The organism is Pedobacter miscanthi (genome assembly GCF_032678605.1).
GTDB classification, from domain to species: Bacteria; Bacteroidota; Bacteroidia; order Sphingobacteriales; family Sphingobacteriaceae; genus Pedobacter; species Pedobacter miscanthi_A.
The window spans coordinates 264,005-284,933 of the sequence record NZ_JAVTSU010000011.1 but is presented as its reverse complement, the minus strand read 5'-3'; the positions used below and the strand labels follow the sequence as shown (position 1 = coordinate 284,933).

The following is a 20,929-nucleotide window of genomic DNA, read 5'->3' as shown; positions in this document are numbered from 1 at the left end:
TCAAATACATTGGAGGTTTAATGACAGTGCGTAGAATCGTCATTGCCAGCCCGACTGGCAATCGTAATGCCTTAGCAGGGATTGCATTGCATTAAGATTAGCTTCGCTGAGCACTTCGTGGTTCCCACCTGCGCGGGAATGACGACCATTCTTTATAATCTTTCATTTCGAGCGTAGCCGAGAAATCCATAAGCCCAAAAGATAATTAGTTATCTGTGTTTAATTTAACAACTTTTCACCTTTTTTCTAAAAATACTCCTTTATAAATAGGATATTTAAACATGAAAAAAGTCTTCCTAACCACCATTATTTTATTTTCTATCATCTTTCAAAAAGCCATGGCGCAGAATAAAACCGAAAATGTACCTGCTGTTTTAAACCACATTGCTGTTTATGTAGCCGATTTAAACAAGGCCACCACCTTTTACGAAAGTGTTTTTAACCTTAAAATCATCCCCGAACCATTTAAAGATAACCGGCATACCTGGTTTACGCTAGGGCCGGCCGGACAGTTACATTTAATTCAAGGTGCCAAAGGCAATGAAACTTTTGATAAAAACGGGCATTTATGTTTCAGCGTTCCTTCGGTTGATGAATTTGTAAAAAAACTAAATGCCAAAAATATCAGCTTTGAAGATTGGGCCGGTAAAGAAAAAGGCATTACCCTTCGTGTTGATGGTGTAAAACAGGTTTATTTTAAAGATCCAGACGGACACTGGCTGGAAGTAAACGACGCGAAGTAAATTTTTTACTACGTCTGAACTTTATGTTGGATCAAATCCTATATTTAGGTTTGATCCAACATCATGATGAAACCTTATTTTTCAAAACATCTCCTTATCTTCTTTTTAATTGCTGGCCTAAACTGCCATTTGTTTGCCCAGAGTGAAAGAGCTGAAGCTGATTTTAAGGCCGTAATGGAAAAGTATAATGCTGTAGGCGCATCAGTTGCAGTTGTAAAAGAGGGTAAAATTATTTACACCCATTCATTCGGTTTAAAAGATTTAGAGCGCAAGAAACCTTTAAACAATGAGGATATTTTCAGGATTGCATCCATATCAAAATCTTTTTCGGCCACTGCTATCATGCAACTCGTAGAGGCAGGTAAAATTCATTTAGATGATGACTTTGGTGATCTGGTTGGTTTCAAAATCAGGAACCCAAAATTTCCTGATCAGAAAATTACCTTAAAAATGGCTTTGTCGCATACCTCCAGCTTAAACGATTCGCAGGGCTATTTAAACCTCGATTTAATCAATCCCAATAAAAATGCTGATTGGGCCAAATGTTACAACGATTATTTACCAGGAAGCAAATTTGATTATTGCAACCTCAATTTCAACCTCATCGGGGCCATTATTGAAAAAAAATCAGGCGAACGTTTCGATAATTATGTGAAAAACCATGTTTTAAAACCACTCGGACTTTATGCAGGTTATTGTGTGGATTCTTTGGATAGCACGCGTTTTGTGCAGCTGTACGAATATCATGCTGATACTAAAACTTATACCCCTTCGCCGGCAGCGTATGCACCACGCAGAACCGAAATTGCCAATTATGTAATGGGTTACACCACACCAATTTTTTCGCCAACCGGAGGAATGAAAATTTCTGCAAACGATCTGGCCAGGTACATGATGATGCATATGAACTATGGCACAGCCAACGGTGTGCAAATAATCAGTAAAAAGAGCGCTAAACAAATGCAAAAAGCATTAACACCCGATGAAGGTTATGGTTTCGCCATTAGAACGGCTGATAACCTAATTCCTGATGTTAAATTAAAAGGACATACCGGTTCGGCTTATGGTTTATACAGCACCATGTTCTTCAATCCAAAAGAAAAATTTGGGTTTGTAATCATCACCAACGGCATAAATGCCACCTATACTGACGGTTTCCCCGATTTTACCCGCGCAGCCATCAATAGTTTATATCAATCCTTTTTTAAATAATGCTACAGCAGATTTGCTAAGCCATTTTTATTGAAAAAGGCAGTTAAGATTTTAATGCAAGCTTTTGGATGATTAATGCTATTTTCTTTTACCTTGTGATTAAAAACAGTGGTAACTGCTGGTAAATCAATTAAATGTGTGCAATCAGCAATGGGATGCTCAATTACTGTCTGCTTTTTGTTTTCATTAATGTTGTAGTCCATTTCTGCTGTTATTGATTTACAAATCTTTGATAGGCACTTCCAGATTTAATTTTTTCCATCATTAAGTATTCCTTAAGGATGGAAAATTCCATGCTGTGCAATGCTTTAACCACCGATTTAAGCTTTTCGCTGGTTATTCCTAATCTGGCTGCCCAATAATTACGATCTTGTTCGTCTGCGATTTCGATAAATTCTTTTCTCGCATTCATCGAGTTAAGTTGATATTCCATCTTTTATGAATTTTGGTTAGTAATAAGTTAGAAACACCAATAAATCGCTTTTGGTTTTAGAGTTTTGTCAGTAAATTCTCAAATAAATGAGCTAAAATATTAACGCTTGAAATTTAGTCAATGAACATCCCTGTTGGCGGTGAAATTTTTTAAAAAGAAGGCAACGCAAACCGTCTGATTATCCAATTTAACATGTCTGTTTTTAATCCGCTCATTATTTCAAATAAGAGTAACATTTTCTTTACAAAGCATTTGGTTTTGTCATTTCGCCTATTTATTATTGTAATGTAATATAATTTTTACAAATGCTAAATCATTTTCTAACCGGCGCTCCCAGTCTATCCCTGCGTCGAAAATTTTATCAGGATAATCGTTTTGTATTATCCATTTGGGTATTGATTACCCTGATTTTTGTGATCGATTCGTGGATAACACATCGGTACAATAATTACCTTATTTTCGAAAATACGTTTCGAAATCTTCTTCATGAAAAATCGCTCTATGCAGCATACCCGGATTATCATGAAGATGCAAACCATTATGGGCCTGTTTTTAGCATTTTAATTGCGCCATTCGCGCTGTTTCACAATTGGGTAGGTTTGTTATTTTGGAATTTGTTCAATTGTTTCCTGCTTTTTAAGGCGATACAAACATTGCCTTTAACTCAGGATCAAAAAGTAGTTATTGGTTATATTACCATCCCTTGTTTGATAGAATCGATGCTTAACCAACAGTTTAATGCCGGTGCTGCTGCATTAATGATATTGAGTTATACCCTGCTCAATAAAGATAAAGGGATATGGGCAGCATTTTGCATTGTGCTGGGTACATTCATTAAACTTTATGGCATTGTAGGCCTGGTATTTTTCTTTTTCGCAAAGAAAAAGCCCGAATTTATATTGTGGTTGCTAATGTGGTCGCTGGTAATTTTCTTATTGCCCATGCTTTTTGCTTCACCCGATTATGTGGCGCATTGTTATATCGACTGGAAAAACTCATTGGTGGGAAAAAATATGGTCAATGTTTTAGGTGGAGGGATTGATATTTCGATTATGGGTTTTTTCAGACAGCTTTTAGATGAACCCGAAATATCCAATTTTATTTTTCTTGCCCTTGGCGCTTTGGTGTTTATGTTACCTTTTAGCCGCATTGCCAACTTTGAAAAAGGCAAATTTCAGCTCATGATCTTATCCTCAGTTTTATTGTTTCCTGTATTGTTTAGTACAGGAGCAGAGGATTGTACCTTTATAATCTCCATCGTAGGCGTAGGAATTTGGTATGTTAAAGAAAGTAACCAGGCCATGAAAAAGGTATTGCTGCCTGTTTTACTATTTATTACCTGTAATTTTCCTCTATTGCTGTTTCCGGCCTTTGCTAAATCACATCCGCTATTCCTGGCTATTATCAGTTTACCCTATTTTTTAGTGTGGCTGAGAATTATTTATCATACAACAAAAAATAGGTTCGCCTATGCAGAAGAAACAGTACCAGAGATGGTTACTGCGTTAATAGATTAAGTTTAAATTTTTATTTTTTTAAGGTTTTAACCGCCGTTTGTAAAAACGACAGTTAAAACCTTTTTTGTTATCAAGCTGTTTTATAGAAGTCTAATCAAAAATAATTATGGATGATAAACAAAAACAGGGAGGTGCTGATCGCGGTAGGATCAACATTAACGAAAGCTACGAGCTGGATTATTGGTCGAATAAATTTGGCGTGAGCAAGGATAAATTGAAAGCAGCAGTACAAACTGTTGGTACCTCTGCCGATGCGGTGGAAGATTTTTTAAAAAAGTAAAACATCAGTTATGAGTCTGGAAAAATATGTTGCCAAGCGCGATTTCTCAAAAACAGCAGAGCCTGAATCAGGCAAAAGCAGCGATCGGAATAAGTTACATTTTGTAATCCAAAAGCACGATGCATCGCGGCTGCACTATGATTTCAGACTCGAAATGGAAGGTGTTTTAAAAAGTTGGGCCGTGCCTAAAGGTCCGTCTACCGATCCGAAAACCAAACGTTTAGCCATGATGGTAGAGGATCATCCTTACGATTACAAAGATTTTGAAGGTATTATCCCTCAGGGAGAATATGGAGGAGGAACCGTTATTGTTTGGGATGAAGGTACGTACGAGCCTATAGAAACCATTAAGGGCAAAAAAGCACAGGAGAAACACCTTTTAAATCAGCTAAAAGAAGGTTCTTTAAAAATTAAATTAAACGGAGAAAAACTTCATGGCGAATTTGCCCTTGTTAAAACCCATGGTATGGGCGAAAATGGCTGGTTGCTGATTAAACATAAAGATGACTATGCTTCCACCAATGACATCACCAAAGCAGATAAATCCGTGCTCTCAGGAAAAACCATCGAAAAAATGGAAAAAACCTCCGATAAGGTTTGGAAAGAGGGAAAAGAACAAAAAATAAAAGCCGAAAAAAAAAATCCTGAATCAGTAGCCAAAAAAGAAATAAAAACGGTGGGTGATGATCAGGCTGTCGATGTAAAAGCCATTTTAAAAAAAGCTCCAAAATCGGCCATTCCGAAAAACATCAAACCGATGCTGGCTACACTTGTAGACGAGCCTTTTGATGATCCCGATTGGCAATACGAGGTGAAATGGGATGGATACCGTGCATTGGCTTTTATCAATAAAGGAAAAGCAGAACTTTACTCCAGAAATAATAAATCATTTAACGAAAAATTCTATCCAATTTACGATCTGCTTAACGATTGGAAAATTAATGCCGTGCTCGATGGAGAGATTCTGGTGCTGAATGAGAAGGGCATATCCAATTTCGGTTCACTTCAAAACTGGCGGAGCGAAGCCGATGGAGAACTGGTTTTTTATGTTTTCGATATCTTGTGGCATGAAGGTAAAAACCTGATGGAACTGCCGCTTTATGAGCGACAGGCCGTTTTAAACGATATTCTGCCTACTGATGATGACCGTGTACGCCTGGGAAAGGTATTTAAAGCCAGCGGTGTCGATTTTTTCGATGCTGCACAAAGAATGGGCTTGGAAGGCATCATCGCAAAAAAAATAAACAGCACCTATGCATCAGACCGGCGATCGAAAGAATGGCTAAAAATTAAAGTACACAAGAGACAGGAAGTGGTAATTGCTGGTTTTACCAAAAATGCCGATACCTCAAAATCTTTCAGTTCGCTTTTGTTGGGCGTGTATGAGAAAGGAAAATTACAATATGTGGGCAAGGTAGGTACCGGATTTTCAGATAAACTGCAAAAAACAATGATGGAGCAATTTAAGCCACTTATTGTGGATAAAAGTCCGTTCCAAAGTATTCCCGATGTTAATAAACCATCACGGTTTAGGCCCAACCCGCCAAAGGCAAAAGCCACCTGGTTAAAACCGCAATTGGTATGCGAAGTGGCTTTTACCGAAGTAACCGATGATGGGGTTTTTCGCCATCCTTCTTTCCAGGGTATCCGGGAGGATAAAAAAGCTAAAGATGTAATTCGGGAAGAGGAAATGGCTACAGAAAAAATAGTTGAACAGGTTAAGGAAGATGAGCATACCGGGGCGATAAAACCGCCAAAAAGTAAAACACCCAAAACTTTATTAAACCCGAAAGATGAAACTCAGGTTCGGAAAATAAAAGGGCATGAACTGAAATTTACGAACCTCAGCAAAGTGTACTGGCCTGAAGATAAAGTAACCAAAAGGGATATGTTTAACTATTATTATCAGGTTGCCGAATACATTTTGCCTTACCTTAAAGATCGTCCCCAATCGCTTAACCGTTTCCCGGGCGGTATCCACGGACCAAGTTTTTACCAGAAAGATGTAAAAGGCAAAGGACCGGATTGGGCAGAAACTTTTCCTTATGAAAATGGTGAAGGCGAAAAAAAAGAATATTTAGTGGGTACAGATGAAGCATCGTTGTTATGGATGGCCAGTTTAGGCTGTATAGAAATGAACCCCTGGTTTAGCCGTGTGCAACAGCCCGATAACCCTGATTATTGTGTAATTGATTTAGACCCGGATAAACAACCTTTCGATCAGGTAGTTGAAGCCGCCCTCGAAACAAAAAAAGTGCTAGATGCTATAGATGTGCCCGGTTATTGTAAAACATCGGGTTCAACGGGTATGCACATTTACATTCCGTTAAATGCCAGATACAGTTACGATCAAAGCCAGTTATTTGCCAAGCTTGTGGTTAACCTGGTGCACAAACAAATTCCTGATTATACTTCTTTAGAACGGATGATAGCTGCAAGAAAAGGGAAAATGTACCTGGATTTTTTGCAGAACAGGCCAGGGGCGACCATTGCCTGCCCATACTCTTTACGGCCTAAAGTAGGTGCAACTGTTTCCATGCCCTTGCATTGGGATGAAGTGAAACCAGGTTTGAAAATGAAAGATTTTAATATTTTTAACACCATGGACAGGTTAAAAGTAGAAGGGGATTTGTTTAAAGGCGTGCTGGGCAAGGGAATAGATTTGAAAAAAGCCATTAATAAAGCAAAAAGTGTTTTTGGATAAAGCGCAGTAATCTTTTCCTGCTTTCATTATATTTGAAAAAAATAAAAAAATGATAGCACACCACGTTTTATTCTGGCTTAAAGCCGATACCACCGATGAGCAAAAAGTTGCATTTCGCAATAGCTTACTAACATTAGAGAACATAGAAGGCGTAAAAACTTTCCATATTGGCGTACCAGCACCCATTGAACGTGCGGTTGTGGACACTACTTATACTTTTAGCCTGATTTTATTTTTCGAAGATCTGGCGGCACACGATGTTTACCAGGTTCACCCGTTGCATAAAGCATTTTTGGATGAGTTCAGGTCATATTTTGAAAAGGTTGTAATTTATGACGCAGCATAATCCTTAAGCCTCCGATAGCATCGGAGGTTTTTTATTTGTTCTTTTCCTAAATACATTACCAATAATAGAATGTAAAATCTAAATAGTGATGTTTTACCAAATAAGACAATCAAGGGACACGTAAGCTTAAGTGTTCTTATATTTCTTACATGGTTAAAGCCTTGCACCAAACCCATCTAACAGCTTAGAAGCCCTTAGGTAGTGGATTAAATAGTACAGTTTTGTTTTTACAACTAATTCACCTGAGTTTTATGCGCCCTAATCACGAATTTCGCTGGATTTATCAATAGTTGCTATCATATTAATCATAAATCAATTATATTATTTGGAATTATTCTAAATAATATGATATTTGCTAAATCAACCGATGATTTAAATTTATAGCCCATGTGTAAAACAACTGTTCTAGCTCAAAATGCAAACATCACCATTGCCCAGTGTAATAACTGCAAAGTTTTAAATATATGGCGTTCTGGTGTACTGATGAACTTTTCTTTTGAGCAATTTGATGCGTTTTATGTGGCTACCAAGAAACTCGATTTCGACAATTATCTCGAAAACCGTCCTGATGGGAGGCAAGTTGTTATTTTATCTACCCCTTTTCCAGATATCAGTTTGGTTTTTACCCGGGAGGAATGGCATGAGTTTTTTGCAAAAATTGATGAAGCCTTGTATATGAAACGTGTTTATGAAATAATGTATTGCTAATTAAAACTACAAATTTGTATCTTTGATACTTATTAATAAGTAATTTATGATACTACAAAACCAAAATGTTTTTGATTGCGTAGATACAACTAAACCGCAATCTCATGGAAAAAAACGCTACACTAATTAAAAGAGCGTCTATTAATGTGAATCTCTTAGATAGCATTAAAATTGGCGATTTATTAGCTGATGAATATGGTAAATCAGGTAAAGTTTGTGAAATTGAAAAAGTAAACCGCCATGGCGAATATCATTATTACTTTAAACTGCTCAAATCAGGCACCATACTGATTATTCTTTAGTTTTTTATTAGGTTAATAAATTGGTTACATTAGTGTGATGAGAAAATTTCTTATAACACTTGGCTTTGCTTTGATTATTCATCAGGTTGTTTTTGCCCAAAATATTAAAGGGAATTATGCCATTAAAAATGTAGTTACGGGTATGCTTTTACGTATTAAAGATGCAAATGGTAAAAATGGAACACCATTAGTAGCCTACAATCCGCAAAACTGGAAATGCATGACCTGGAATTTCATTCCTGTGGAAGGTAATACCTATCAGTTGAAAAACCTTTTTACCAGTAAAACTTTTCAACCTAAAATAAACGATTTAGCTTTAGAGGAACAACCATTAAACTTGGGTAACAGTAACCAACAGTACGAATTTGAACCAGCGGGAAAAGATATTTACCTCATTAAACTTAAAGGAACTGATCTGTATATCACACCAGAGGATAAAAAAGGATCGACGAATTCTGCCATTATCTTAGCCAAAAAAACAAAGACCAAAGATCAGCAGTGGACAATATATGAACAGGCACCAACCATGTAAAATAAAAATGCCGAATGAACAGATTTGTTATTTTTGCAATACACATGGTTTCCGAATACGTATATTAGAATGTTCTAAGTCAAATTATGCCAAATATCGAAGATCATTTCTATTCCAACCTGCCCATCAATAAAATTCCACTTTATCAGTTATTGATTAAAAACGAGTTGTTTAAAGGGGTTCCTGCAGATTGGCAAGTTATTATTACGGATATAAAAAGTTCTACTGCAGCCGTTAATGCCGGTCAGCACGAAAATGTAAACCTTATTGCTACCGGTAGCATTGTGGCTGTGCTTAATATCGCATTCAAAGCTAATATCGCTGTGCCGTTTTTCTTTGGGGGCGATGGAGCAACCTTTATTGTTCCTCCGGGAATTGTAAATGAGGTAATGAAATCGTTGTTGAAATACAAAGATACTACCCTCGAAAATTTTAACCTAGAGTTAAGGGTGGGTATTATACCAGTCGAAGAAATCTATACCCATAATCATCATCTTCAAATCAGCAGGTTCAGCAGTTCTGAAACATTTTCCATCCCGATTGTTTTAGGTGATGGTTTGGCTTATGCCGAAAAAATGATCAAAGGTGATGATTACCTCTTATCCGGCCACGATACTGCAAGTGAAGAAATTGATTTAAGCGGTATGCAATGCCGTTGGGATAAAATTGAACCACCAGAAAATAGTGAAGAAATTGTAACCTTAATTGTAATTGCCCAAAATTACAGGCAACAGGCCAAAGTTTTCAGTAAGGTTATTCAAAACCTCGATCTGATTTATGGTTCGCCAGAAAAACGCCAGCCGATTTCTGTTTCCAAACTGATTTTCAGAACAAGTTTTAATAGCCTGGGTAAAGAAATGAAACATCGTTTAGGGAAAATCAAAATATTTGAACTGATCAAATCATGGTTCATAAATATTTACGGCTATATTTATTTTCGTACAGAACGTGGAAGAAACTACCTTAAACAGCTGGTAGACATGTCGGATACCCTCGTGATTGATGGGCGAATCAATACGGTGATTACAGGAACAGCACACCAGCGGTTAGCTTTACAGAAAACATTGGATACATTGGAGAACCAAAACGAAATCCTGTACGCCCTATATGTAAGCGGCGAATCAATCATGTCGTGTTATGTAAGGGATCTGGAAGATGATCACATTCATTTTGTTGATGGGGCAGAGGGCGGTTATACCCAGGCAGCCGGGATCCTGAAGCAGAAAATACGCGAACAATTAAAAAAGACGGACAACATTTAGTAAAGCACCCAAACATTTACGACAGCTGCTTGTATGTTATATACCTGAAATATTACAAAAGGTAAATCACGATAAGCATTTTAATCTTCAAATATACATGGACCGTCATTCCAGACTTTTAAGTAGTGATCAACTGATAAACGTACTTGCTTTATCAAAGGATGCAACCGCCATTTATACTTCCGAACATATTGTGATCGAAATGGCCAATGACGCCATGATTAACTTTTGGGGTAAAGACCGTTCCATTATCGGTAAACCTTTAGATGAAGCTGTACCTGAGTTAAAGGAACAACCTTTCATCTCGTTATTAAAAAATGTATGGTTAACAGGAATCACCGAGATAGGAGAGGCAATAGCTGCCGAAACGATAAAAGACGGGAAAAAACATTTTGCTTATTACAATTACGAATATAGGGCTATAAAAGATGAATCAGGCTTGCCTTACTGCATCTTACATACTGCCAGCGATGTTACCGATATGGTACATGCCAAAAAGATTATTCAGGAAACCGAACTAAAACGCGAGGCGCTGGATGAAGAGCAGATGTTGATCAGTATAAAAGAAAATCAACAGAAACACGACTTCATCAGCATGGTTAGCCACGAATTAAAAACACCACTTACTTCCATCAGTGCTTATGTGCAATTGATGCAACAGAAGGCTTTAAACGATACGTTTTTAGTAACAACCTTAAATAAGGTTCAAAAACAGATACACAAAATGACCAGCATGATTGGTTCGTTTCTAAACGTCTCACGTCTCGAATCCGGAAAGATCCAGCTCATCAAATCAGATTTTGACCTGGATAAACTCATTTGCGATGTAGTGGAAGATACACGTTTGATCGATACCTCTTATCATATTAATTTTATTGAAAGCGGGCCTAAAATGGTACATGCAGATAAAGAAAAAATATCCTCGGTTATTTCAAACTTAATCAGTAATGCCATTAAATATTCTGCACAAGGCAGCACGATTTGGGTTGAATCTGAAATGACGGCAAATCAGGTAAATGTTAGCGTAACCGATAGTGGCATTGGGATTCAGCAATATGATATAGAAAAACTTTTTGACCGCTTTTATCGGGTAGAAAACCAGCAAACGCAGCGTATTTCTGGTTTTGGCATTGGTTTATACCTCAGTGCAGAGATTATTAACCACCATAAAGGAAAAATAAGGGTAGAGAGTAAATACGGCGTAGGATCTACCTTTCATTTTAATCTTCCCCTTTCTTCAACTGATTAATGTTCAAATAAAAAACACAATCTTAAATGCTCATTTGTTAAACTTATATGAGCATTTCATCTATAAACCCTGTTAATGGGGTAATCATAAAAACTTATCAGGAAGATTCAGCAGACCAGATCCATCAAAAAATTGATCAGGTACACCAGGCTTGGTTAAGCTATAAAGAAACTGACTTTAAAAGTCGTGCCATGTTGTTGCTGCAGGTTTCGAAGCTTTTAACCGAAAGGAAAGATCAACTGGCCAAACTGATGGCATTAGAAATGGGGAAACCCTTAAAAGCAGGAGTGGCAGAGGTACTTAAATGCGCCTCAGTTTGCGAATATTATGCTGAAAACGGAGCCGAATTTTTAGCTGATCAAAGCATCAAAACAACTGCTGCAAAAAGTTATGTCAGTTTTCAGCCTATTGGTGTGGTATTGGCCATTATGCCATGGAATTTTCCCTTTTGGCAGGTATTCCGTTTTTTAGCACCAGCCCTTATGGCTGGTAATTGTGGGGTTTTAAAGCACTCATCGGGTGTTACCGGCTGTGCAATTGAAATAGAAAAATTAATTATTGATGCAGGTTTTCCTGAAAATGTTTTTAAAACGCTCATTTGTAGCAGTAAGGCCATATCAGGCGTAATCGAAAACCCATATATTAAAGCGGTAACGCTTACGGGAAGTACCGAAGCTGGTAAAAAAGTAGCCGAACAAGCGGGTAAACTCATTAAAAAAACAGTTTTAGAGCTTGGCGGAAGCGATCCTTATATAATTTTGAGTGATGCAGATCTAAAAAAGGCTGCAAAAATCTGTGCAGAGGCAAGGTTAATTAACAACGGACAAAGTTGTATTGCAGCAAAACGTTTTATTGTAGTGAAGGAAGTTGTTGAACAATTCACAGCACTTTTTAAAGCCGGAATGGCAAGTAAAAAAACCGGAGATCCGCTCCTTGATGATACTGATCTTGGTCCTATGGCAAGAGCCGAACTTCGAGATGAACTTCACCAGCAGGTTTTAAAAAGCATCAAACAGGGCGCTAAATGTATTTTGGGTGGCGAAATTCCTGTTACAGAGGGCGAACATGCCTATTACCAGCCCACCATATTAACAGGTGTAAAAAAGGGGATACTGGCTTATGATGAAGAAATATTCGGCCCTGTAGCCGCCATTATTACGGCTGATGATACAAAAGATGCGATTCATATAGCCAACGATACCAATTTTGGCTTAGGGGCGGCCATTTTTACTGAAAATGCTTCTCTTGCTGAAAATATCGCCAGAAATAAACTGGCAGCAGGCTCATGTTTTGTAAATGAAGGCGTTAAATCAGATCCTGCATTACCTTTCGGGGGCATCAATCAATCTGGCTATGGCAGAGAATTAGGCATGTTCGGCATCCATGAATTTGTAAATATTAAAACAGTGTACATCAAATAATAATATATGAAAGCGATTAGAATCCACGAGTTTGGCGGACCGGAAGTTTTATCAATAGACGAAATAGATATCCCTCAGCCAGCACCAGATGAAGTATTGATTAAAGTGCATGCAACCAGCGTAAATCCGGTTGATTGGAAAATCAGGGAAGGACAACGGAAGGAGAAATTTCCGGCTAAATTACCATTAACCTTAGGTTGGGATGTTTCTGGAACAATAGAGACATTAGGCGAAAAAGTAAGTGCTTTTAGAAAAGGAGATGAAGTATACGGCAGACCAGATCCGACAAAAAATGGTGCTTATGCAGAATATATCGTCGTTAAAGCCAGCATTATCAGCATCAAACCAACGAGTATCGGACATACAGAAGCTGCCGCAGTACCTTTGGCGGGTTTAACTGCATGGCAGGCTTTGTTCGATTATGGTTTGTTAAAGGCCGGACAAAAAGTATTAATCCATGCTGCCGCTGGGGGGGTAGGAACTTATGCCGTACAATTTGCCAAATGGAAGGGTGCACATGTAATTGGTACAGCTTCGAACAGTAATGTTGATTTTTTGAAACGTTTAGGTGCGGATGAGGTAATCGATTATAGAATGGAGGATTTCGAAACCACTTTAAATGATATAGACCTGGTTTTGGATACAATTGGTGGAGAAACCCAACTTAAATCATTAAATGTATTAAAAGAAGGCGGAAGGGTAATTACGACCTTAATGCCTGAATATGTTGCAGAGGCAAAGGCAAAAAAAGTTCACCTTATCGGTTTTACCGCACAATCAATTCCGGCTCAACTGGCTGAAATTGCTACATTGATAGATTCGGGTAAAGTTAAACCTGTTATAGAAAAAGTTTTACCTTTTACCAGTGCAAGGCAGGCACAAGCCGAAAGCGAACAGGGCCATACAAGAGGTAAAATTGTTTTACAGGTAATTTAAGAGGAAAGTCGGATGTCAGTGGTCCGAAGATTAATAAAATTAACAATTAACTTTGTTATCGTCCTCATGAAAAAGTTCAGGAGGACGGTAACATTTACGCTTATATATTGAAATCATTATGATCAAAACCGATTAGTGGCGAAAAAAAATTACCTACACCTTTCTTTGCTGGCTTTGAGCTTCTTTCAGCATCCTTAAAAAACTACTCCAGATAAATATCCTTACTAAAATCATTTTCCGCTACATCAGCAGATTGCGGTTGGATGATCACAAATTTAATCACCTTGTATTCTAATTTAATTTTATCCCTCAGCCTGTCGATGGCATTGGTTAAATCGGTCGTATTTAATTCTGCTCTAAAAGTAAGAATGAGCACCAGCAATACTTCCTTTGGCGATTGATATTGAGATAAAATGCTGGTTACAGAGATTACATCCCGGTCATTTTCGGCCAGATCTTTAATTTTTTGTTGTGTTTCTGGCGTTAAGCCTTCGCCCATCAGTAAACTGCGGCTTTCCCTTGCCAATATAAATGATACAAAAATTAAAAGTGTGCCCACCAATACAGAAGCCAATCCATCTAAAAAAGGAAGGTTTAGGTTATGGCTCATTACCATAAAAACAAAAACAATCAGCAAACCTAAAACCGCGGCTCCATCTTCAAATAATACCAAAAAACCAGATGGATCTTTACTTTTGATAATTGCTTTCCACCAGGGCAAACCTTTACGTGTTTTGTTAAATTCTTTCATCGCAATAATCAACGATGCACCTTCGAAGATGAAAGATAAGCCCAATACCACATAATTCCAGGTTGGATCGCCTAAAAGTTCCGGATGACGGATATGCGTAATGCCTTGCGAAATAGATACTACACCACCTAAACCAAAAATCATGATGGATACAATAAACGACCAGAAATAGAGCTCTTTACCATAGCCGAAAGGACGAGATTCGTCAGGTGGTTTTACACTTCTTTTTAAACCATAAAGTAGCAAAAGCTGGTTACTGGTGTCAACCGTGGAGTGGATGCCTTCCGCAATCATTGATGAGCTGTTGGTAAAGGCCCCGGCAATAAATTTGGTTACTGCAATTAATAAATTTGCTGCCAAAGCACTGTAAATAGAATTGTTGGCTCTTGCCATAGTTTAAGAAATGTAAAGGATTTATTTCTTAAACGGTTTTAGGCTGATTTGGTTTTGAAATGAGGCAAGTAGTCGCTTCTTTAAAACCAGGTAATAGTTATTGTTGCCAAACAAGTGCGGTGGTAGGTTAACGATGGTATCGTTAAAAACGATAAACTATTTAACGCTCGTTAGAAACGAGCGTTAGCAGTAATAGAGTTGTTTTCGCCCGCGTCCAAACAAGTGTAGTGGTAGTTTAACAATCGTTAAAAACGATAAACTATTTAACGCTCGTTAGAAACGAGCGTTAGCAGTAATAGAGTTGTTTTCGCCCGCGTCCAAACAAGTGCAGTGGTAGTTTAACAATCGTTTAAAACGATAAACTATTTAACGCTCGTTAGAAATGAGCGTTAGCAGTAATAGAGTTGTTTTCGCCCGCGTCCAAACAAGTGCAGTGGTAGTTTAACAATCGTTAAAAACGATAAACTATTTAACGCTCGTTAGAAACGAGCGTTAGCAGTAATAGAGTTGTTTTCGCCCGCGTCCAAACAAGTGCAGTGGTAGTTTAACAATCGTTAAAAACGATAAACTATTTAACGCTCGTCAGAAACGAGCATTAGCAGTAATAGAGTTGTTTTCGCCCGCGTCCAAACAAGTGCAGTGGTAGTTTAACAATCGTTAAAAACGATAAACTATTTAACGCTCGATAGAAACGAGCGTTAGCAGCAATAGAGTTGTTTGCGCTCGTTTCCAAACGGGTGCGGTGATAGTTTAACAATCGTTAAAAACGATAAACTATTTAAGTAATAATTGTTTGCGCTCGTTTCCAAACGAGTGCAGTAGTAGCTTAACGATTATATCGTTTTTTAATTTAAAATTTCATCAATCAATTTGATCTCCGCTTCGCTAAACGCTATATTATCTAAAGCTTTAATTGAGTCTGTAATTTGTTCTGGTTTACTGGCGCCTATTAAAACAGTGGTAATGCGATTGTCTTTTAAAATCCACGACAAAGCCATATGTGCTAATTTTTGTCCGCGTGATTTGGCTACCTCATTTAATTTGCCAATCACTTCTATTTTCTCTGGTGTAATACTACTTTCATTTAAAAAAACACCACTTGTTGCCACCCTCGAATCGGCAGGGATGCCATGCAAATATTTATCGGTAAGTAATCCTTGTGCTAGGGGAGAAAACGGAATACAGCCTACACCATTATCCTCTAAAACATTTAGCAAACCACCCTCTACCCAACGCTCAAACATCGAATATTTCGGCTGGTGGATTAAACATGGAGTACCATTATCCTTTAAAATTTTGATTGCCTTTGCGGCATCCTCAGCCTGATAGTTTGATATGCCTACATACAAAGCTTTGCCTTGCTGAACCATTAAACTTAACGTATTCATGGTTTCTTCCAACGGGGTTTCCGGATCTGGACGATGGTGATAAAAAATATCAACATAATCCAGTTTCATGCGTTTTAAACTCTGATCCAAACTCGAAACCAGGTATTTCTTTGAGCCCCAATCTCCATACGGGCCATCCCACATGGTATAACCGGCCTTGCTCGAAATAATCATTTCATCACGATAAGCACTGAAATTTTCATGAAGGATTTTTCCAAATACTTCTTCGGCCGAACCCGGAGGCGGGCCATAATTATTGGCTAAATCGAAATGGGTAATGCCGTTATTAAAAGCGGTATAGATTAAATTTTTGCTGTTTTCAAAAACGTTTACATGTCCGAAATTGTGCCATAAGCCTAAAGAAATGGCCGGCAGTTTGATGCCACTTTTGCCACAACGGCGGTATAACATTTTATCGTAACGATCTGCTGATATGTTTTGATTCATATTTTGGAATTGATTGGTCGCAATAATAATCAGTTTTCGCGGGTTTTAATAGATTTTGCCTGAAAATAATCGGGTTTAAGGATTAATTGTTATTCGTATGAGGGTTAATTTATTTCATAAAATCAATATGGGCGACAGAGGAACGCTATGATGGCAATATTCCTAGATAAATCATCAATTGCTGACGACCGTTCTATTGGAGTCCGTAAATGGTAGATGTTAGAATTTTTTAATAAATCGGAGCGTTAATGACAGAGTTACAGGAGGCGTGGTTCCCAAATGATTGGGAACCACGGAGTACTCATGAATGCTTTAAAAAAAAATGAAAATGTATGAATCATCTTAATGCCTTGACAGGATTTGAAGTTGCATTAAGATTAGCTTCGCTGAGCACTTCGTGGTTCCCGCCTGCGCCTATGGTGTGGGCACATCTTTTTTAAATTTTTGTGGCGTTACGCTAGCTTGCTTTGAAATATGATAGCCCTCCAATGAAAATCGGGACAAGTTGTTGAAGAACAAAATTCGGTTTACTTAAATGGGCTACGACAAAAAGACACCCCCGTCGAGCGGACGCCCCTCTGAAAGAGGAGCAATTAAAAGACCGCATAATTAAATGTCGATTATATTGATTTTTATGCCATAAAGAGGATCTTCTTTTGAAAGGTTAATTCATCTCTTTTATAAATTCTACATTTTGTTATCACTGCTTCTACAAATCGTATCATAGATGTTGTTTGCAATGAAATTTTTAAGAATATATCCCTTCATAATCTTCTAAAACGTTTTATTTGTAAAGTTAAGCGATATACTTATATTTAAAAACTTAATCAATCTAAACCAAGTATTCCATTTTATGAAATTAAAATCATTAGCGGGCCTCGGCGTTCTGGCTGCAATAGGGTTTGCATCATGCCAATCTGAAACCAAAAAATCTTCCTCAACAGATAGTTTGAAAAACGATTCTGCAGCGGTAGTAAAATTAGTAGCCGATTCTTTTAAAAAAGAAATTGATGGTAAACAAACGGCGCTGTACACCTTAAAAAATAAAAACAATGCAGAAGCGGTTTTTACCAATTATGGCGGACGTTTGGTTAGTTTATTAGTACCAAGCAAAGATGGAAAGCTGGTTGATGTGGTGGTGGGTTTTAAAAGCGTAACAGATTACGAAAAATCTACTGAACCTTATTTTGGTGCAACCATTGGTCGTTACGGTAACCGCATAGCAAAAGGCAAATTTACCCTTGAAGGTAAAACCTATTCATTATTTACCAATAACGGGCAAAATACATTGCACGGTGGTAAAAAGGGCTATCAATATGTAGTTTGGGATGCCACTCAGCCAAACGCCGGTACGTTAGTATTACATTATTTATCAAAGGACGGTGATGAAAATTTTCCTGGCAATTTAGACGTTAAAGTAACGTATACATTAACAGACGATAATGAATTGAAAATGGATTACGAAGCCAAAACAGATAAAACAACTGTGGTAAACTTAACCAATCATGCATTTTTTAATTTAAATGGTGATGGAAGTGGTACCATTTTGAACCATGAGGTGCAAATTTATGCGGATGGATATACGCCGGTAGATTCGACCCTGATTCCGACAGGGAAAATTGAAAAAGTGGCGGGTACACCTTTCGATTTTAACAAAGCGACAACCATTGGTGCGCGTATAAACGATAAAAACGAACAGTTAACTTTTGGTAAGGGTTACGATCATAACTACGTGCTGAACAAAACAAAAGCAATGGGTATGTTCCATGCGGCTACAGTTAAGGGAGATAAATCGGGTGTGGTGATGGATATTTTTACACAAGAGCCTGGTTTACAATTTTATAGTGGTAACTTTATGCAAAGTAAAAATACCTTTAAGTCTGGCGTTAAGGATGATTTTAGAACAGCTATTGCAATGGAAACCCAGCATTTTCCTGATTCTCCTAATCAGCCTTCATTTCCTTCAACAGTGCTAAAGCCAGGACAGGTATATAAAACAAGTTCGATCTATAAATTTACCAAATAATGATTTGGTAATCCCTACATCTCAACGATGATAACATGATATACGGTCTGTGGAAACACAGGCCGTATCTGTTTTAGAAAAGATCCTGTAAAACTGGATCGGTATAATCTTCAATAAAGGCAATAATATTGTGATAAGCCGAAAATTCATCCTTCGTGTGCATGGTCGTTAGCGCCACACATTTCATTCCAGCATTTTGTGCGGCCTCAATCCCTTTTGGAGCGTCTTCAAAAACAATACATTCACTGGCATCAATCCCTAAAATTTGCGCTCCTTTGGTAAAAGTTTCAGGATCAGGTTTGCTGTTTACCACATCTTCGGCACTTACTATCGTTTTAAAATAAGATCGGATATTTAAATTATCGAGTACAAAATTAATGTTGAAAGGAATTGCAGCTGAGCCAATGGCCATCTGAATACCCGATTGTTTCGCTTTTTCCATAAACTCGCCCAATCCTGCAATCAGCGTTAAATGCTTTTTATAGGCTGCCTGATAACGGTGTTCTTTTTCGATCGAAATCTGGTCAATCTGCTCCTGAGAGAAATGGCCCACACCAAAAACACGCTCCAAAAGATCCTGATTTTTGCCATACATCTGTTTTTTAACCGCCTCAAAACTAATGCTGGCGCCCAAATCCTGAGTAAGGATGTTATGCCAAGCCTGGTTATGAAAAGCCATGTCGTTAATCATGGTGCCATTTAGATCGAAAAGGAAAGCTTTGGGTTTATGGTTCATCATGGCGGCAAAATTATCAGATTTTTTTATGATTAAGTTAAAATAGCGTCATCAACCCGAAATTTAACATTTAAATTATCCCTTTATTAAGCTGAAAAAAAGTGTTAATAAATTATTACTGGTGAATTTGTAATTTTTTAGCTGTTCAATACGTTTGGGTATTTGGAAATCCGGCACACAAGTGATAGCTTACATTGTTTAAAAACCGGGATAAATTTTATGGATGCTGCCAGGCACGAAAGTGAACCGCTTATTAGCTATTTAAGTAACCTGCAGACGCTCCGCGAGGAAATAGTTGAGCAGGCAAAAGCTAAAACATTCAGGATTTCTGTACGCAAAAATAATATTTTACCTTGTTTTAACGAATTACATGGCGATTGTTTGTTTTTTATTATAAAAGGACTGGTACGCGGGTTTATAGTAGATGAAGGAAAAGACATCACCTCCTGGTTAATTGAAGAAAACCACCTGATAGGGAGCATCCGCAACCCGGGTTCCATCAAACCCACTTATCAAGAGCAGTTTCAGGCGTTGGAAGATTCGGAATTGCTTATCCTTCCTTACCATTTTATTGATGATATGTATGTGCAATTTCCTGAAACGAATGTACTGGCCAGAAAACTTTTAGCCATACATTATTATATGTCGCAGGAACGCTCCATTCTGTCGAGAATACCCTCTGCCGAAGCTCGCTACAGGCAATTTAAAAACGGGCATAACACTTTACAGTTAAGGGTTCCCTTAAAATTTTTGGCCAGTTACCTTGGGATACGCATCGAAACTTTAAGCAGGATCAGGAAAAAGGAAAAACCCGAAGGAAAAGTTAAGAATTAACCTGTTTCTTTTTTAAATAGAAGTAACAGAGCGGAAAAAGACAGATTAATCCCAATAAAAATCCCCCAACGGTATCTGTAAACCAATGTGCACCTAAGTAAATTCTTGATGGGGCAATGGTAATAACGAGAAATGCTGATAGGTAAGTAACGATGTTTTTAGTAAGCTTTGGGATGTTCTTCGAGCTATTCATCAGGATAATCAGAAAACCGAAAAATAAAGTGTACGAAAGTACATGCCCGCTAGGGTAACTTTGAAAACGGTTAACTTCAACCAGGCGAACATAAAAGGCAGTAGGCCTTGGTCGGTTAATGATATTTTTGATACCTAAAATAATCAGTCCGGATAACAATACGGTAGAAATAAAAAGACCTTCTCTTTTATATTTTTGCCAGTAAAAAATTGCAGCAACCACCACAACAGAAAGTAGTGAATAGGGGAGTTCGCCAAAAAAGCTAATGGCCAGCATTACTTTATCCAACCAATCGGCATGGTATTGCTGAATAAAAAGCGAAGTTTTAATATCGAAAGCCAATATGGGATGTTTGGCGATGAAAAAACTCAAAGCGGCAAAAGCAATAATCAATACCGCAAGTATAAAAATTAGGGTGTTTCTTTTCAAAAGGTTGGACATAGGCGGGTCAAAATTCAAAACTATGGATTTTATGGCAATCAAAATAAAATTTTCCTGCTTTTAATTAAATGATTG

At 37.7% G+C, this 20,929-nt stretch carries 21 protein-coding genes; 15 read left to right on the top strand and 6 right to left on the bottom strand.

The features are described from left to right. Positions 1-281: 281 nt before the first annotated feature. Both R2R28_RS17945 and R2R28_RS17940 read left to right on the top strand, forming a co-directional pair. The gene (locus R2R28_RS17945) at positions 282-743 is read left to right on the top strand and encodes a VOC family protein (RefSeq protein ID WP_316827063.1); all 462 of its coding nucleotides are present in this window, start codon (positions 282-284) and stop codon (positions 741-743) included. Positions 744-806: 63 nt separating this feature from the next. Continuing rightward, on the top strand, positions 807-1,955 hold the full coding sequence (locus R2R28_RS17940) for a serine hydrolase domain-containing protein (protein WP_316827062.1): 1,149 nt from the start codon (positions 807-809) through the stop codon (positions 1,953-1,955). A gap of 2 nt (positions 1,956-1,957) precedes the next feature. Here the strand turns inward: R2R28_RS17940 and R2R28_RS17935 are convergent, their stop codons facing one another. Both R2R28_RS17935 and R2R28_RS17930 read right to left on the bottom strand, forming a co-directional pair. Continuing rightward, positions 1,958-2,158: a hypothetical protein gene (locus tag R2R28_RS17935; protein ID WP_316827061.1), complete on the bottom strand. Its 201-nt coding sequence runs from the start codon at positions 2,156-2,158 to the stop codon at positions 1,958-1,960. Between the two features lie 8 nt (positions 2,159-2,166). Next, positions 2,167-2,388, bottom strand: a complete 222-nt coding sequence (locus R2R28_RS17930; protein ID WP_316827060.1) for a DUF3606 domain-containing protein — start codon at positions 2,386-2,388, stop codon at positions 2,167-2,169. Positions 2,389-2,693: 305 nt separating this feature from the next. Between R2R28_RS17930 and R2R28_RS17925 the strand changes: the two genes are divergently transcribed. The 11 genes from R2R28_RS17925 (at position 2,694) to R2R28_RS17875 (ending at position 13,645) form a co-directional block, all read left to right on the top strand. Next, positions 2,694-3,905, top strand: a complete 1,212-nt coding sequence (locus R2R28_RS17925; protein ID WP_316827059.1) for a glycosyltransferase family 87 protein — start codon at positions 2,694-2,696, stop codon at positions 3,903-3,905. Positions 3,906-4,011: 106 nt separating this feature from the next. Beyond that, positions 4,012-4,185, top strand: coding sequence for a DUF3606 domain-containing protein (locus tag R2R28_RS17920; RefSeq protein ID WP_316827058.1), 174 nt, complete (start codon positions 4,012-4,014; stop codon positions 4,183-4,185). 10 nt (positions 4,186-4,195) lie between these two features. Next, positions 4,196-6,889 (top strand): DNA ligase D, encoded by a 2,694-nt coding sequence (gene ligD, locus R2R28_RS17915; RefSeq protein ID WP_316827057.1) that lies wholly within the window; start codon positions 4,196-4,198, stop codon positions 6,887-6,889. Positions 6,890-6,938: 49 nt separating this feature from the next. Further along, positions 6,939-7,235, top strand: a complete 297-nt coding sequence (locus R2R28_RS17910; RefSeq protein ID WP_316827056.1) for a Dabb family protein — start codon at positions 6,939-6,941, stop codon at positions 7,233-7,235. 387 nt (positions 7,236-7,622) lie between these two features. After that, positions 7,623-7,943, top strand: a complete 321-nt coding sequence (locus tag R2R28_RS17905) for a hypothetical protein (RefSeq protein ID WP_316827055.1) — start codon at positions 7,623-7,625, stop codon at positions 7,941-7,943. A gap of 104 nt (positions 7,944-8,047) precedes the next feature. Continuing rightward, positions 8,048-8,245, top strand: a complete 198-nt coding sequence (locus R2R28_RS17900) for a hypothetical protein (protein ID WP_316827054.1) — start codon at positions 8,048-8,050, stop codon at positions 8,243-8,245. A gap of 37 nt (positions 8,246-8,282) precedes the next feature. Beyond that, positions 8,283-8,777: an RICIN domain-containing protein gene (locus R2R28_RS17895; protein ID WP_316827053.1), complete on the top strand. Its 495-nt coding sequence runs from the start codon at positions 8,283-8,285 to the stop codon at positions 8,775-8,777. 86 nt (positions 8,778-8,863) lie between these two features. Next, positions 8,864-10,039, top strand: a complete 1,176-nt coding sequence (locus R2R28_RS17890) for a DUF3095 family protein (RefSeq protein WP_316827052.1) — start codon at positions 8,864-8,866, stop codon at positions 10,037-10,039. Between the two features lie 97 nt (positions 10,040-10,136). Further along, entirely contained in the window at positions 10,137-11,288 is a 1,152-nt protein-coding gene (locus R2R28_RS17885) for a HAMP domain-containing sensor histidine kinase (RefSeq protein WP_316827051.1), read from the top strand. 47 nt (positions 11,289-11,335) lie between these two features. Next, positions 11,336-12,709: an NAD-dependent succinate-semialdehyde dehydrogenase gene (locus R2R28_RS17880; protein ID WP_316827050.1), complete on the top strand. Its 1,374-nt coding sequence runs from the start codon at positions 11,336-11,338 to the stop codon at positions 12,707-12,709. Positions 12,710-12,715: 6 nt separating this feature from the next. Then, positions 12,716-13,645, top strand: coding sequence for an NADP-dependent oxidoreductase (locus tag R2R28_RS17875; protein WP_316827049.1), 930 nt, complete (start codon positions 12,716-12,718; stop codon positions 13,643-13,645). A 202-nt stretch (positions 13,646-13,847) separates the two neighbouring features. On the opposite strand, the gene R2R28_RS17870 is transcribed toward R2R28_RS17875, so the two are convergent. Both R2R28_RS17870 and mgrA read right to left on the bottom strand, forming a co-directional pair. Further along, a complete protein-coding gene (locus tag R2R28_RS17870; protein WP_316827048.1) occupies positions 13,848-14,789 on the bottom strand; it encodes a cation diffusion facilitator family transporter in 942 nt (313 codons plus the stop codon). An 845-nt stretch (positions 14,790-15,634) separates the two neighbouring features. Further along, a complete protein-coding gene (gene mgrA, locus R2R28_RS17865; RefSeq protein WP_316827047.1) occupies positions 15,635-16,624 on the bottom strand; it encodes an L-glyceraldehyde 3-phosphate reductase in 990 nt (329 codons plus the stop codon). Positions 16,625-17,477: 853 nt separating this feature from the next. Here mgrA and R2R28_RS17860 point away from each other — a divergent pair. Next, the gene (locus R2R28_RS17860; protein WP_316827046.1) at positions 17,478-18,650 is read left to right on the top strand and encodes an aldose epimerase family protein; all 1,173 of its coding nucleotides are present in this window, start codon (positions 17,478-17,480) and stop codon (positions 18,648-18,650) included. Positions 18,651-18,723: 73 nt separating this feature from the next. Here R2R28_RS17860 and R2R28_RS17855 read toward each other — a convergent pair whose 3' ends face one another. Beyond that, a complete protein-coding gene (locus R2R28_RS17855; protein ID WP_316827064.1) occupies positions 18,724-19,386 on the bottom strand; it encodes an HAD family phosphatase in 663 nt (220 codons plus the stop codon). Positions 19,387-19,605: 219 nt separating this feature from the next. Here R2R28_RS17855 and R2R28_RS17850 point away from each other — a divergent pair, with 219 nt between their 5' ends. Continuing rightward, positions 19,606-20,220: a Crp/Fnr family transcriptional regulator gene (locus R2R28_RS17850; protein ID WP_316827045.1), complete on the top strand. Its 615-nt coding sequence runs from the start codon at positions 19,606-19,608 to the stop codon at positions 20,218-20,220. On the opposite strand, the gene R2R28_RS17845 is transcribed toward R2R28_RS17850, so the two are convergent. Beyond that, complete coding sequence (locus R2R28_RS17845; protein ID WP_316827044.1) at positions 20,210-20,842, bottom strand: phosphatase PAP2 family protein; 633 nt, start codon at positions 20,840-20,842, stop codon at positions 20,210-20,212. The two genes, R2R28_RS17850 and R2R28_RS17845, sit on opposite strands and share 11 nt — an antisense overlap. Positions 20,843-20,929 lie beyond the last annotated feature (87 nt).

Excerpts from the sequence above, each read along its gene's own strand:
- R2R28_RS17860 (WP_316827046.1), top strand. The coding sequence starts at position 17,478 with ATGAAATTAAAATCATTAGCGGGCCTCGGCGTTCTGGCTGCAATAGGG.
- ligD (WP_316827057.1), top strand. The coding sequence starts at position 4,196 with ATGAGTCTGGAAAAATATGTTGCCAAGCGCGATTTCTCAAAAACAGCA.
- R2R28_RS17870 (WP_316827048.1), bottom strand. The coding sequence starts at position 14,789 with ATGGCAAGAGCCAACAATTCTATTTACAGTGCTTTGGCAGCAAATTTA.
- R2R28_RS17940 (WP_316827062.1), top strand. The coding sequence starts at position 807 with ATGATGAAACCTTATTTTTCAAAACATCTCCTTATCTTCTTTTTAATT.
- R2R28_RS17945 (WP_316827063.1), top strand. The coding sequence starts at position 282 with ATGAAAAAAGTCTTCCTAACCACCATTATTTTATTTTCTATCATCTTT.
- R2R28_RS17935 (WP_316827061.1), bottom strand. The coding sequence starts at position 2,158 with ATGGACTACAACATTAATGAAAACAAAAAGCAGACAGTAATTGAGCAT.
- R2R28_RS17920 (WP_316827058.1), top strand. The coding sequence starts at position 4,012 with ATGGATGATAAACAAAAACAGGGAGGTGCTGATCGCGGTAGGATCAAC.
- R2R28_RS17910 (WP_316827056.1), top strand. The coding sequence starts at position 6,939 with ATGATAGCACACCACGTTTTATTCTGGCTTAAAGCCGATACCACCGAT.
- R2R28_RS17905 (WP_316827055.1), top strand. The coding sequence starts at position 7,623 with ATGTGTAAAACAACTGTTCTAGCTCAAAATGCAAACATCACCATTGCC.
- R2R28_RS17875 (WP_316827049.1), top strand. The coding sequence starts at position 12,716 with ATGAAAGCGATTAGAATCCACGAGTTTGGCGGACCGGAAGTTTTATCA.
- R2R28_RS17930 (WP_316827060.1), bottom strand. The coding sequence starts at position 2,388 with ATGGAATATCAACTTAACTCGATGAATGCGAGAAAAGAATTTATCGAA.
- R2R28_RS17885 (WP_316827051.1), top strand. The coding sequence starts at position 10,137 with ATGGACCGTCATTCCAGACTTTTAAGTAGTGATCAACTGATAAACGTA.
- R2R28_RS17850 (WP_316827045.1), top strand. The coding sequence starts at position 19,606 with ATGGATGCTGCCAGGCACGAAAGTGAACCGCTTATTAGCTATTTAAGT.
- R2R28_RS17880 (WP_316827050.1), top strand. The coding sequence starts at position 11,336 with ATGAGCATTTCATCTATAAACCCTGTTAATGGGGTAATCATAAAAACT.
- R2R28_RS17890 (WP_316827052.1), top strand. The coding sequence starts at position 8,864 with ATGCCAAATATCGAAGATCATTTCTATTCCAACCTGCCCATCAATAAA.
- R2R28_RS17855 (WP_316827064.1), bottom strand. The coding sequence starts at position 19,386 with ATGAACCATAAACCCAAAGCTTTCCTTTTCGATCTAAATGGCACCATG.
- R2R28_RS17925 (WP_316827059.1), top strand. The coding sequence starts at position 2,694 with ATGCTAAATCATTTTCTAACCGGCGCTCCCAGTCTATCCCTGCGTCGA.
- R2R28_RS17895 (WP_316827053.1), top strand. The coding sequence starts at position 8,283 with ATGAGAAAATTTCTTATAACACTTGGCTTTGCTTTGATTATTCATCAG.
- mgrA (WP_316827047.1), bottom strand. The coding sequence starts at position 16,624 with ATGAATCAAAACATATCAGCAGATCGTTACGATAAAATGTTATACCGC.
- R2R28_RS17900 (WP_316827054.1), top strand. The coding sequence starts at position 8,048 with ATGGAAAAAAACGCTACACTAATTAAAAGAGCGTCTATTAATGTGAAT.